Genomic DNA, 13,193 nt, shown 5'->3' on the forward strand with positions numbered 1-13,193 from the left:
ACTGCCGAGTCAATTCGGCAGTTTTTTTAGTCCATTATTTTTACAGGTTTAGGCTTTTTAATTTTAGGTAATATTTTTTCAACAGGTACATTACTTGTTAAGTTTACGTCTTGTACTTCTGTCGGATCATAATTTTTAATATAATCAATGACTTCTTTAACGATAGGTGTTGGTGTTGAAGCACCTGCCGTTACAGCTACACTTTCGATGTCTTGTAGCCATTCTAATTTTAATTCACTCAAATCAGCGATTCGATATGCGTTTGTATGTGCGATTTCTTTAGATACTTGGGCTAATCTATTTGAATTATTACTTTTAGGATCACCAACGACAATGAGTAAATCTGCTTGATCTGCTTGTGTGGCAACAGCTTTTTGTCTAACTTGTGTTGCTAAACAAATTTCTTCATGTACTTCAATATGAGGATATTTAACTTTTAATTCATCAATAAGGTGTTTAACATCCCATTGTGACATAGTTGTTTGATTCGTTACGATGAGTTTTTGGTTCATTAATGCTTCTGGCAAGGCATTGATATCTTCTAAAGTTTGAACGAGATGTACGATATCAGGTGCTACACCAACTGCGCCTTCAGGTTCTGGGTGTCCTTTTTTACCAATATAAATAACGTGATAGCCATTTGATTTAACGTCACGTATTAACTGATGTGTATTATCTACATCTGGGCATGTCGCATCTATACAAACGAGTCCTTTTTCTTTAGCACGTCTTTTGACTTCAGGTGATACGCCATGCGCAGTAAATATAACGGTACCTTCATTAATTTGTTCTAAAATCTTTAATCTGTTCGGACCATCTAACGTAATAATGCCATCAGATTCAAAGGCATCAGTCACATGTTTATTATGAACAATCATGCCAAGTATATAAATGGGTCTCGGAAGTGACTTATCTAAAGATGCATTTCTAGCAATAACCATAGCGTCTACAACACCGTAACAATAGCCTCTAGGGGTAATCTTTATAATTTCCATAAATTGCCCTCCTTATTAATGTCTATTATAACAAACACACAAGTCTTAAAGAAACGAAATAAAAATTCAAAATAAATCTTTTAGCCTATCATAAAGTGCGCATTTACTATATAATGTATGAAGTGAAAAAGAAACGAGGAGGGTCGCTTATGTCTAAGCATCCGTTTGAACATTTTCAAATAGAAAATGAATTAGTAGAGGCCGTTAAAGATTTACATTTTAACCAGCCAACAGAAATACAGCGAAGAGTTATACCCAAAATTAAAAAAGGATCTAATATAATAGGACAATCTCAAACTGGTACAGGGAAATCACACGCATTTCTACTACCATTATTTGATAAAATTGACGTCGATATAAAAGAACCACAAGTGATTATTTTGGCACCAACAAGAGAATTAGCAAAGCAATTATATGATGCAGCTTCACATTTAACTCAATTTAAAAAAGGTGTAAAAGTTAGCCTATACATTGGTGGAACAGATAAATCAAGAGATATCGATAAATCTAAAAATACACCACATGTTGTTGTAGGTACACCGAATAGAATTGATGATATGGCTGTAGAGCGTGCTTTAGATTTACATCTAGCGAAGTCAGTAGTTGTAGATGAAGCAGATTTAATGATTGATTTAGGATTTATGCCTAAAGTAGATAGTATTGCGAGTAGATTAGATGAAAACGCACAAATTTCAGTATTTAGTGCGACGATTCCTAAAGCATTACATCCATTCTTAAATAAATATTTAAGTAATCCTGAATTTGTTGAAATTGAAACAGCATCATCTAACAAAGACAATATCGACTTTTACTTAATACCAACTAAAGGTGTTGAGAAAAAAGAAAAAGTCTTAAAAGTTATGAATGTGATTAATCCTTATTTAGCAATCATATTTGCTAATAGCCGTGATAGAGCCGATGAATTAGTTGCGTATTTATCAGAAGAAGGCTATAAAGTTGGGGTTATCCATGGTGGTTTGTCACCTAGAGAAAGAACACAACAAATGAAACGTATTAAACAATTAGACTTTGAATTTGTTGTCGCAAGTGATTTAGCATCACGTGGTATTGATATTGAAGGCGTAAGTCACGTTATCAACTATGATTTACCTAAAGAAATAGACTTCTTTACACATAGAGTTGGTCGTACAGGTCGTGGTGATTATAAAGGTATCGCTATTACATTATATACACCAGATGAAGATGATTTAATTACACAAATTGAGAAGCATAATTACAAGTTTAAACATGTCGATATTAAAAACGATGAATTTGTAGAAATTAAAGATCGTCAAAATCGTACGAAACGTGTTAAAAAAGAAGATAATATTGAAAAATCACTAAAACAAAAAATTAAAAGAAACAATAAAAATAAAGTAAAACCTGGCTATAAGAAGAAATTTAAACGAGAATTAGATGAGTTGAAATTTAAAGAGAAGAAAGCTCATTCTAAGAGAACAAAAAGACAAAGTAGAAAAGGATAGGTGTCAAATATGTTAATTGGATCACACGTTTCAATGAGTGGTAAGAAGATGCTATTACAAGCAGCAGAAGAAGCGGCAAGTTATAATGCTTCTACATTTATGATTTATACAGGTGCTCCACAAAACACAAGACGTAAAAAAATTGAAGGTTTAAATATTGAAAATGGTAAAGCAGCAATGAAAGAATATGGTTTATCTAACATTGTTGTGCATGCACCATATATCATCAATATTGCAAATACAACTAAACCAGAAGTATTTAATTTAGGTGTTGAATTCTTACAATCAGAAATTGAACGTACTGAAGCATTAGGTGCTAAAGACATCGTGCTTCATCCAGGTGCTCATGTTGGTGCTGGTGAAGAAAAAGGTATTCAAAAAATTATTGAAGGTTTAAATGAAGTATTAACAAATAATAATGATGTACGTATCGCATTGGAAACAATGGCAGGCAAAGGCTCTGAATGTGGTAAAACATTCGAAGAACTTGCACAAATCATTGATGGTGTTAACCATAATGAAAGATTATCTGTATGTTTCGATACTTGTCATACAAATGATGCTGGTTACAACGTTAAAGAAGACTTTGATGGCGTATTAAATGAGTTTGATAAAATCGTTGGTATCGACCGTATTAAAGTACTTCACGTCAACGACAGTAAGAATCCACAAGGTGCAAGAAAAGATAGACATGAAAATATTGGCTTTGGATCAATAGGTTATGATGCATTGCACTATATCGTTAATCATGATGCATTTAAAGAAGTACCTAAAATTTTAGAAACACCATATGTTGGTGATGACAAAAAGAATAAAAAACCACCATATAAATATGAAATCGAAATGATTAAAAATGGTACATTCGATCCAGATTTAAAAGAAAAAATCTTTAATCAATAACATTATTCAGGGAGCGGGACAGAAATCTAATTTGTATAAAAAGATTTCGTAGTCCCGCCCCGGCAAGGATGACTAGAGTTGAAAAAAGCTTGGTACAAGCGCATTTTCAATTCAGACATCTACTGCCAAGATACTAGAAAAGTCTGAGACATTACATTATGTCCCAGACTCTTTTTTGTTCGTAAACATTACTATTTACATTCTTTCATATTCATTGTATAGTATTCTATTGACGAGGTGATGAAGATGGAAAAAGAAACACCGATTTTCGAGTTAAAAGATATCAGTTATAGCTATCCAAATAAATTGGCACTTAGCCATATTAATATACAAATTTATAAAGGAGATTTCTTGGCAATAGTTGGCCCAAATGGCTCTGGGAAATCGACTTTACTGAAACTGATATTAGGGTTATTACCTTTACAAAAAGGTGATATCTTAATAAGTGGTAAAAAAATTAATCAATATAAATCTTGGGAAAAAATTAGTTACGTATCACAAAAATCTAATGCTTTTAGTTCTGGCTTTCCAGCGACAGTGAAAGAAGTTGTTATGAGTGGCTTAACTAAAAATAAAAGTCTTTTTAAATGGTTTAATAAAGAAGATGCTGCACAAGTAGATGCCATATTAGAACGATTAAACATAAGTGATCTTAAGAATGAAAATATTGCTCAGTTATCAGGTGGTCAGCAGCAAAGAACGTTTATTGCTAGAGCCTTAATTTCTAAACCAAGTATTTTAATATTAGATGAACCTACTGTAGGTATTGATGCGAGACACGTTTCAGAATTTTATCAATTACTGACGCAATTAAAGCAAGAAGGGATTACAATCATTCTTGTAACGCATGATATTGGTGTTGTAGCTGATACAGCAAGTAAAGTAGCTTGCTTAAATCAACATATACATTTCCATGGTACAAGTGAGTCATTTAAATCATTAGATGAAGTCTCAATATCTAAAATCTATGGACATCCCGTACAATTTGTCGATCATCAACATGATCGTGACTGTTGTGCACATGAAGAAGTTGAAGAATTAGTACAAAGTTAACGTCGAGCATAATAAATATATAGATTTTAAATAAGGAGATTGGATATGTCAGTTGAAACGAGAGATAGATTTATGCTCCTGAATGAAGGAGTGTTATATCGTGATTGATGCGTTTTTAAATTTTGATTTTATAAGATATTCATTTATAAGTGGTATCTTAGTAGGATTGATTGCACCTTTAATAGGGGCATTTATTGTAGTTAGAAGGCTATCGCTCATTGCTGATGCTTTAAGCCATGTGACGCTAGGTGGTATATCAATGGGACTGTTTTTAATGAGTGTTAGTCCATTGTTTGCTACTATAAATCCGATATGGTTTGGTATTATTTTTTCAATAGCAGGTGCGCTATTAATAGAACAATTAAGAACTGAATATAAACATTACCAAGAAATCGCGATACCCATTATTATGAGCGGTGGTATTGGAATTAGTGTTATATTCATTTCTTTAGCAAATGGATTTAATCAAGATTTATTTGGATATTTATTTGGTTCAATTAGTGCCGTAAATTTAAGTGATTTATTTACAATTATCGTTATTACAGTAATTGTTTTAATCTTTGTTATGTTATTGTACAAGTCATTATTTGTATTATCATTCGATGAAGAGTACTCAAAAGTTATTGGCATGCCAAAATGGATACAATTATTATTTATTGTCATTGTTGCACTTGTTATCTCAGCTTCAATGAGAGTCGTTGGTATCTTGTTAGTGAGTAGTTTAATGACATTGCCAGTCGCTACAAGTATGAGATTAGCAAAAGGGTTTAAACAGTTAATCGCATTAAGTATTTTATTCGGTGAAATCTCAGTAGTACTAGGATTGATATTATCCTTCTATTTGAATATTTCACCAGGAGGTATTATAGTAGGATTATTGATTATAGAATTACTTGCTAGTATTGCGTATAGTAAAGTATTGATTAATAAAGGAGGCTATCATCTTGAAAGTAGAGGAAGCCATTCAAATATTGAAAAATGATGGACATAAGTACACTAATAAACGCCGTGATATCATCTCATTGTTTGTAAATGAAGATAAATACATCACAGCAAAATATATTCAAGAAGCATTGAAAGATGATTATAATGGATTATCTTTTGACACAATTTATCGTAATTTATACTTATTTAAAGACTTGAATATTATTGAAAGTACTGAAATAGACGGTGAAATGAAATTTAGAATTGCATGTCAAAGTCACCATCATCATCATTTTATTTGTGAATCATGTGGTACAACAAAAGTAATAGACTTTTGCCCAATGGATTCAATAAAACAACAATTACCAAATGTAGAAATAGCATCACATAAATTAGAAGTATACGGTAAATGTGAGCAATGCAAAACAGTATAATAAGAGAAAAATGGTAGCTTGAGGAGCTACCATTTTTTTATTTGGAGGGAAACAGGTAGAATTGAATATGCGCTAACGATCAAGACTCAAAAACAAGAACGTTAGAAATTCTAACGTTCAAGAAAATGAAACAAGATCGTTAGCCGACACTTTATACGCAAAAAATAAAAAATTATGTACGCTAACGATCAAGACTCGAAAACAAGATCGTTAGAAATTCTAACGTTCAAGAAAACAAAACAAGATCGTTAGCCGACACTTTATATGCTAAAAATAAAAAATTATGTACGCTAACGATCAAGACTCGAAAACAAGATCGTTAGCCGACACTTTATATGCTAAAAATAAAAAATTATGTACGCTAACGATCAAGACTCGAAAACAAGATCGTTAGCCGACCATTTAATTACACAATACATGAAAAAACCTGGTCCATCTCATATATGGGCCAGGTTTTTAACTATATTCTATTAAGTAACGTTGATACTTCATGCCAATTTTTAATTCTATATATACCATTTTGTAAATCTTTCTGGTTATAAGGTGTGTCAAACAAGAAAACAGGGATATTTAAATAATGATTGATATCTTCTGCGTTATCTAATTTATCTTCAAAGAAAATATCGATATTCTGTTCTTTTGTCACTTCTAATTTATTATGACTACCTGTTAATGTAATTTGATCAAATGGTATATGATGTGATTGAAACCATTCTTTCGTAATATCTTCTAAATAATGATGTCTTGCACTTATATAATAAAGTTCGTAGTCATCTTTTAGTTGATTCAAAATGTCTCTTGCACCTTCTGCAACAGGGGAGTGTTGGTATATATGTGATTCATTATTTTTAAACCAACTCAACATTTCTTCTTCTTTACAGTTTAAGACATTTGCTAAATTGTATTCTGTAATATCTTCATATTTAAGTTGTTGATTAAAATCTCTTTGTAAATAGGGTACAAATGTTTTTGGACATGTAACTGTGCCGTCAATATCTATACCTAATCTTGGCTTTTGATTCATAAAAATTCACCTTTTACTTTATGCTTTTTGAGTTTCTTTATTTTGTTCCATTTCAATTGCTAATTTATCTATTTCTTTTTTTAATTCTTCAACCATTGTTTTTTCAGGTACTTTACGAACGGTTTTACCTTTCATAAACAGTAATCCTTCACCACGTGCACCAGCAATGCCGATATCAGCTTCTCTTGCTTCACCCGGACCGTTAACTGCACAACCAAGTACAGCTACTTTTAATGGGACTTGTAGGTTTGAAATATATTCTTCTACTTCATTAGCTATCGATATTAAATCAATTTCAATTCGTCCACATGTAGGGCAAGCAATTAATGTAGCAGCATTACTCGCTAAACCAAATGCTTTAAGTAAAGATTTCGCTACTTTAACTTCTTCGACTGGATCAGCTGATAAAGAAATTCTACACGTATTTCCAATCCCTAAGCTTAGTATAGCGCCTAATCCTGCAGACGATTTAACCGTTCCATTAAATAATGTGCCACTTTCAGTTATTCCTAAATGTAATGGGTAGTCAAAAGCTTGAGCTGCTTTCGTATATGCTTCAATAGCTAAATTTACGTCACTTGCTTTCATTGATACGATAATGTCATGAAAATCTAAATCTTCGAGTATTTTAATATGATGTAATGCACTTTCAACCATACCATCAGCAGTAGGGTAGCCATATTTTTTAATAATATGTTTTTCTAATGATCCTGCATTAACACCAATACGAATAGGAATACCTTTTTCTTTACATGCTTTGACAACTGCTTCAACTTTTTCACGTCTACCAATGTTTCCTGGATTGATTCGAATCTTATCTGCGCCATTTTCAATTGCAATTAAAGCTAATTTGTAATTGAAATGAATATCTACAACTAAAGGTATATTGATTTGCGCTTTAATATCTTTAATTGCATATGCGTCTTCTTCATTTGGACAAGCTACTCTAACAATTTGGCAACCAGCTTCTTCTAATCGTTTGATTTCAGCTACAGTTGCGTCAACATCATATGTTTTTTTAGTCGTCATACTTTGAATGATAACTTCATCTGAACCGCCAATCGTTAAATCCCCAACTTTAACAGGTCTCGTTTTCGTGCGATGAATGATTTCTGACATGATAAGACTCCTTTGTTTAAATTTGCTAATCTTTACACTTTAGCAGGTCTTTTTCCTTTAGGTAAATACATAGCAATCATAACAATGCTTAAAATGATTATACACCATGAAGCAATTATTAATAAAGGAATCACTGTAATCATTCCTAATAATAGGACTAAAGTCGGAAGCGTTATCACAAATGTCATCATTTTGAACCAAGTCATAAAGCGAGACTTTCTTCTTAACATCATTCCCAATAAATGTCCAGCAAATGCTAGAATACCAATTTTGATAGATAAGCTTAAAAATTGAATAAATAATAGAAAGACAACAATCAAACTTAAGTAAAAATATTTAGAATCATTTATCGTTTCAATAAACTTAATTAAATCGTCTTGATTGGTAACAAGGGAAGATAGGGAACCATAACTAATTTCTGTGTAGTCACTATAATTTGATATCTCAATATGATTAGGTTTAAACACGATTAAATGATGATCTTTCATCTCGAAATCATTAGATTGAGTAAATTCTACCGTTTGATGATGATTTAATTGGATAGATTTATCTTGTGATAAAATCATTTTGTTCTGATCGATTTCAAAATCAGGAATTTCTGTCACTTCATCATTGACTAACGTTGATAAATTTTGAGTGATTTGTATGTATTGAATAGAATTAGGTATGATTAATATCAAACTTAATAATAATATATGAAGGAATATGTATCTTAACTTCGTAATTCTAAACATTGGATACTTACTAGGATGCTTAAATAACCTTTTAAGCTCTTTTATATACTGCATAAATTCACCTCTTCTTCACTTAATAATAATGTTAAAAAACACCTGTTGCAAGGCGATACATAAGAATTAAAAATTTTTTGATTATTTATTAAACAAATTATTTGTTATAAAACTTTAATCTTGATAAGATAGGTATGTAAAACAAATGAGGAGGATGATTTTTTATGGCTTTTGAATTACCAAAATTACCATATGCGTATGATGCATTAGAACCACACATCGATAAAGAAACTATGGAGATTCATCATACGAAACACCATAACACTTATGTAACAAAATTAAATGATGCAGTGAAAGGTACAGATTTAGAAAGCAAATCTATTGAAGATATTGTTAAAAACTTAAATTCTGTTCCTGATGATATCCGTACTGCAGTTCAAAACAATGGTGGCGGACATTATAATCATTCATTATTCTGGGAACTATTAACTCCAAATGCTTCTGAGCCTTCAGGAGAAGTTGTAGATGCAATTAGTTCTACATTTGGTTCATTAGACAAATTCAAAGAAGAATTTGCAGCTGCAGCAGCTGGCCGTTTTGGTTCAGGATGGGCATGGTTAGTTGTAGATAATGGCGAATTAGCGATTGTTTCAACTCCAAACCAAGATAACCCAATTTCAGAAGGTAAACTTCCAATCTTAGGTTTAGATGTTTGGGAACATGCTTACTACTTAAACTACCAAAACAGACGCCCAGATTACATTAATGCATTCTGGAACGTTGTAAATTGGGATAAAGTAAACGAATTATACCAAGCTGCAAAATAATTCGACTTTAAATTTGGATGACTGATTAATAAAACAATCATCCTGATGGGGTGGAGCAATGAAATCTTTTTATTTAAACGAGATTTCAGCTCCACTCTTTTTTTATAAAAATTTACCTATATCAATAGCAATGTAAGTCATAATAATATATGATGAAATTATTATAATAGAGTTAAAAAGGTAGGTTTAGTTGTTGAAACGAGTAAAAAAGAAATCAAAAGAAGAAGCATTTCGCCTATTAATGAATAAACGCGTAAGCCTTATATTGGCAGTAGTCGTCATTTTATTCTCTGTGCTCATTATGCGGTTAGGTTATTTACAAATTGTAAAAGGCGGAGAATACAAGCGTGCGATAGATAGTACAGAATCTATTACAGTTAATGAATCGGTGCCTAGAGGCCGTATATATGATAGAAACGGTAAAGTATTAGTAGACAATGAGTCTAAAAAGGCAATTACATACACGAGAGATAGAAGAACGAGCCAAGATGATATTTTAAAAATCGCTGAAAAACTATCTCACTTAATGAAGATGGATACTTCAAAGATTACAGAACGTGATAAGCAAGATTTTTGGATATTAAGAAATCAAGATGAAGTTCATAAGTTAATGAAAGATGAACAAGCTTTATTCTCTGATGGCAATATTAGTCAAGATGATTATGATAAAGCGTTATACGACAAAGTAACATCTAAATATACAGATAAATTATCCAAAAAGGATTTACAAATCCTTGCGATATTTAGAGAAATGAATTCTGGATCTCAGCTGAGTCCTGTTGTTATAAAAAATGAAGGTGTTAAAAATGATGAGTATGCAGCTGTATCTCAACATTTATCTGAACTGCCTGGCGTTAATACAACAATGGACTGGGAAAGACGTTATCCATATGGTGACACTTTAAGAACTTTATTTGGAAATGTTTCAAGTAAAGAAGAAGGTTTGCCTAAAGAGTTAGTGAATGACTATCTCGCGAAAGGATATTCTAGAAATGATAGAGTTGGTAAATCTTACTTAGAATATCAATATGAAGATATTTTAAAAGGCTCTAAGAAGAAAATGAAATATGTCACTGATAAATCTGGGAAAATAACAAGTTCTGAAGTTATTTCACAAGGTTCACGTGGTAACGATTTAGTGTTAACAATCGATATAGATTTACAGAAAAAAGTTGAAGAATATATTGATAAACACATTGAATCATTAAGAAGTAAAGGCGCTACAGATATGGACAGAGTTATGGTTGTTGTCCAAGATCCTAGAAATGGTGATGTATTAGCAATGGCCGGACGTGATATTGACAAAAATGGCAAGATTACGGATAACCATATCGGTAACTTCACAAGTCAATATACAGTGGGTTCATCTGTTAAAGGTGCTACATTACTTACTGGTTACCAAAACGGCGTATTAAATGTTGGCGATACTATGGTCGATGAACCATTAAAATTTAGTGGTGGTTTAACAAAACGATCATACTTTAACCAAAATGGCAGAAAAACAATTACAGATGCTGAAGCTTTAATGCATTCATCAAACGTATTTATGTATAAGACAGCATTGTTATTAGCTGGATCTCCGTACAGTAGTGGTATGTCATTACCATCTGATGTAGAACAAGCAGGTATCAAATTACGTAAAGGTTTAAATCAAGTTGGTTTAGGTGTTAAAACAGGTATCGATTTACCAAATGAATCAGCAGGTCAAATTGAACCAATTAAAGATAACCCAGGTAACTACATTGATTTAGCAATTGGACAATTCGATACTTATACACCTATACAGTTATCACAATATGTCGCAACAATTGCGAACGATGGCTATAGATTGAAACCACATTTAGCAAAAGAAATCAGAAGCTCTACAAATGAAGATTCACTTGGACCTATTAAAAAGACTTTTAAAGGTGAAGTGATGAATAAGGTTAATAATAGTGATGCAGAAATAAAACAAGTACAAAAAGGTTTCGATATGGCATTTAATAAGCCAGAAGGAACAGGTTATTCTAGTTTTAATAAAACGGTCGTAAGATCAGCTGGTAAAACAGGTACAGCAGAAGTATTCAAAGATGGTAAACCGAAAGTAAACTCAACATATATTGGATATGCACCTGCTAAAAATCCTGAATTATCATTCTCTATCACATATACAAACCAACCCGTACCAGAACCATGGTTACCAGGTGGGGATTTAGGTCGAGATATTATTAACTATTACTTTAAAGATAGAAAATAACTTAATATAAAGATTGAATCAATATAACATCTCATTTTACTGATTAATTCAGTGGAAATGAGATGTTATTTTTTTGTTTGCGAATTTATTTTTCGAGTAGATTACGATTTTGTGTGTGCATGCTTGCCTAGGGTATGGCTCGAGCCTGTATTCTCTCGCTCATACGATTCCCTCAGGCGTCAGCACTTCACAAAATCGATTTATAGTTATGAGTAATTACAGTTCTCCGGTCTTTTGTAACTAAGGGGGTCTATATTAACAATTCGGCCGAGTTTTGTAATTAAGGCAGCCCATAGTAACAGTTCTCCGGACTTTTGTAACTACTGTACCCATATTAAAACACCATTCGCTTACTTTTTTACATTTTAAAACGTTTTCATAAGAAGTTAACACAAAATTTACATTCAATTTATTTGTACTTAATAAAGAAATTGTAAAGTGAAGATGTAATAAAGATTAAGGCGATATTAATTAGGAGGATTTAACATGAAAAAGTGGCAATTAATCGGATCAACAACAGCTTTAAGTTCTGTACTTTTATTAGGAGCTTGTGGTGGGGCAGCTGAAAAATCTAGTTCCGGGGATACTAAATCTTCAGATGATAAAAAATTAAGTGGTGAAGTTAAAGGTGATGGTTCATCAACTGTTGCACCAGTTATGGAAAAAATAAACGAAGACTTCTCAGCCGAGCAACCTGATGTTTCAGTTTCAATTGGTGTATCAGGAACTGGTGGTGGATTTGAAAAGTTCATAGCGGGAGAAACAGACTTTTCAAATGCTTCTAGAGATATTAAAGATGAAGAAAAAGAAAAATTGAAAAAAGCTAAAATAGAATACACTGAGTTTAAAGTTGCTCAAGACGGCTTAACAGTAGCTGTTAACAAAGATAATGACTTTGTTGATGAGTTGAGTATGGATGAATTAGCAAAAATTTATAGCGGTAAAGCAAAAACGTGGAAAGATGTTAATTCAAAATTCCCAGATAAAAAGATCAAAGCATTTTCACCAGACCAATCACATGGTACTTACGACTTCTTTAGTGAAGAAGTATTAGATGAAAAAGATTTACAATCTGAGAAAAATGCTGACACGAATGTCATCGTTAAATCTGTCCAAGATAATAAAGATTCGATCGGATTCTTTGGATATAACTTCTATCAAGAAAATAAAGATTCACTTAAAGCTGTGAAGATTAAAGATGATGGAAAAGCAATAGAACCTACAGATAAAACAGTAAATGATGGTAGCTATCCTTTAAGTAGACCATTATTCGTATATGCGAAAAATAAATCACTAGAAGATAATGATGCGTTTTACGGATTTATGGAATATGTAATTGATAACTCAGCTGATGCTGCTAAAGATGCTGGTTATGTTCCGTTGAAAGATGATGAGTATAAAGAAGATAAAGAAACGTTAGAAAAATTTAAAAAATAATCATTAATAAATTTAAGCAGAGGGCGGTCAGT

At 32.1% G+C, this 13,193-nt stretch carries 12 protein-coding genes; 8 read left to right on the top strand and 4 right to left on the bottom strand.

Going from position 1 to position 13,193, the window contains the following annotated elements:
- Positions 1–26 precede the first annotated feature (26 nt).
- On the bottom strand, positions 27–995 hold the full coding sequence (locus tag LQ622_RS04940; RefSeq protein WP_239762000.1) for a 4-hydroxy-3-methylbut-2-enyl diphosphate reductase: 969 nt from the start codon (positions 993–995) through the stop codon (positions 27–29).
- Positions 996–1,144: 149 nt separating this feature from the next.
- Between LQ622_RS04940 and LQ622_RS04945 the strand changes: the two genes are divergently transcribed.
- The 5 genes from LQ622_RS04945 to LQ622_RS04965 all read left to right on the top strand — a co-directional run bounded on the left by LQ622_RS04945 (position 1,145) and on the right by LQ622_RS04965 (position 5,790).
- Positions 1,145–2,479 (top strand): DEAD/DEAH box helicase, encoded by a 1,335-nt coding sequence (locus LQ622_RS04945; protein WP_239761999.1) that lies wholly within the window; start codon positions 1,145–1,147, stop codon positions 2,477–2,479.
- Between the two features lie 9 nt (positions 2,480–2,488).
- A complete protein-coding gene (locus tag LQ622_RS04950; RefSeq protein ID WP_239761998.1) occupies positions 2,489–3,379 on the top strand; it encodes a deoxyribonuclease IV in 891 nt (296 codons plus the stop codon).
- A 246-nt stretch (positions 3,380–3,625) separates the two neighbouring features.
- Positions 3,626–4,432: a metal ABC transporter ATP-binding protein gene (locus LQ622_RS04955; protein WP_025904183.1), complete on the top strand. Its 807-nt coding sequence runs from the start codon at positions 3,626–3,628 to the stop codon at positions 4,430–4,432.
- 100 nt (positions 4,433–4,532) lie between these two features.
- On the top strand, positions 4,533–5,414 hold the full coding sequence (locus LQ622_RS04960) for a metal ABC transporter permease (RefSeq protein WP_239774732.1): 882 nt from the start codon (positions 4,533–4,535) through the stop codon (positions 5,412–5,414).
- Entirely contained in the window at positions 5,377–5,790 is a 414-nt protein-coding gene (locus LQ622_RS04965) for a Fur family transcriptional regulator (protein WP_037588307.1), read from the top strand. Before LQ622_RS04960 ends, LQ622_RS04965 begins: the two co-directional genes overlap by 38 nt.
- Positions 5,791–6,250: 460 nt before the next feature.
- Here LQ622_RS04965 and LQ622_RS04970 read toward each other — a convergent pair whose 3' ends face one another.
- The 3 genes from LQ622_RS04970 to LQ622_RS04980 are packed head-to-tail and all read right to left on the bottom strand — an operon-like array spanning position 6,251 to position 8,721.
- Positions 6,251–6,814 (bottom strand): 5' nucleotidase, NT5C type, encoded by a 564-nt coding sequence (locus LQ622_RS04970; RefSeq protein WP_025904179.1) that lies wholly within the window; start codon positions 6,812–6,814, stop codon positions 6,251–6,253.
- Between the two features lie 18 nt (positions 6,815–6,832).
- Positions 6,833–7,924, bottom strand: coding sequence for a flavodoxin-dependent (E)-4-hydroxy-3-methylbut-2-enyl-diphosphate synthase (gene ispG / locus LQ622_RS04975; protein WP_239762041.1), 1,092 nt, complete (start codon positions 7,922–7,924; stop codon positions 6,833–6,835).
- Between the two features lie 41 nt (positions 7,925–7,965).
- Positions 7,966–8,721, bottom strand: a complete 756-nt coding sequence (locus LQ622_RS04980) for a DUF1189 family protein (protein ID WP_239761997.1) — start codon at positions 8,719–8,721, stop codon at positions 7,966–7,968.
- Between the two features lie 164 nt (positions 8,722–8,885).
- Here LQ622_RS04980 and LQ622_RS04985 point away from each other — a divergent pair, with 164 nt between their 5' ends.
- From LQ622_RS04985 to LQ622_RS04995, 3 genes are all read left to right on the top strand, one after another.
- Complete coding sequence (locus tag LQ622_RS04985; protein ID WP_025904177.1) at positions 8,886–9,488, top strand: superoxide dismutase; 603 nt, start codon at positions 8,886–8,888, stop codon at positions 9,486–9,488.
- A gap of 190 nt (positions 9,489–9,678) precedes the next feature.
- Positions 9,679–11,724 carry a peptidoglycan D,D-transpeptidase FtsI family protein gene (locus tag LQ622_RS04990; RefSeq protein WP_037588294.1) on the top strand — a complete coding sequence of 682 codons (2,046 nt, stop codon included), beginning with the start codon at positions 9,679–9,681 and terminating at the stop codon, positions 11,722–11,724.
- A gap of 486 nt (positions 11,725–12,210) precedes the next feature.
- Positions 12,211–13,161 carry a PstS family phosphate ABC transporter substrate-binding protein gene (locus LQ622_RS04995; RefSeq protein ID WP_037588292.1) on the top strand — a complete coding sequence of 317 codons (951 nt, stop codon included), beginning with the start codon at positions 12,211–12,213 and terminating at the stop codon, positions 13,159–13,161.
- Positions 13,162–13,193: the final 32 nt, after the last annotated feature.

Origin of the sequence: Mammaliicoccus sp. N-M50 (genome assembly GCF_022386995.1) — a bacterium.
GTDB lineage: Bacteria > Bacillota > Bacilli > Staphylococcales > Staphylococcaceae > Mammaliicoccus > Mammaliicoccus sciuri_A.

Coding starts and splice junctions, on each gene's coding strand:
- LQ622_RS04940 (WP_239762000.1), bottom strand. CDS start 995: ATGGAAATTATAAAGATTACCCCTAGAGGCTATTGTTACGGTGTTGTA.
- LQ622_RS04945 (WP_239761999.1), top strand. CDS start 1,145: ATGTCTAAGCATCCGTTTGAACATTTTCAAATAGAAAATGAATTAGTA.
- LQ622_RS04950 (WP_239761998.1), top strand. CDS start 2,489: ATGTTAATTGGATCACACGTTTCAATGAGTGGTAAGAAGATGCTATTA.
- LQ622_RS04955 (WP_025904183.1), top strand. CDS start 3,626: ATGGAAAAAGAAACACCGATTTTCGAGTTAAAAGATATCAGTTATAGC.
- LQ622_RS04970 (WP_025904179.1), bottom strand. CDS start 6,814: ATGAATCAAAAGCCAAGATTAGGTATAGATATTGACGGCACAGTTACA.
- LQ622_RS04980 (WP_239761997.1), bottom strand. CDS start 8,721: ATGCAGTATATAAAAGAGCTTAAAAGGTTATTTAAGCATCCTAGTAAG.
- LQ622_RS04985 (WP_025904177.1), top strand. CDS start 8,886: ATGGCTTTTGAATTACCAAAATTACCATATGCGTATGATGCATTAGAA.
- LQ622_RS04995 (WP_037588292.1), top strand. CDS start 12,211: ATGAAAAAGTGGCAATTAATCGGATCAACAACAGCTTTAAGTTCTGTA.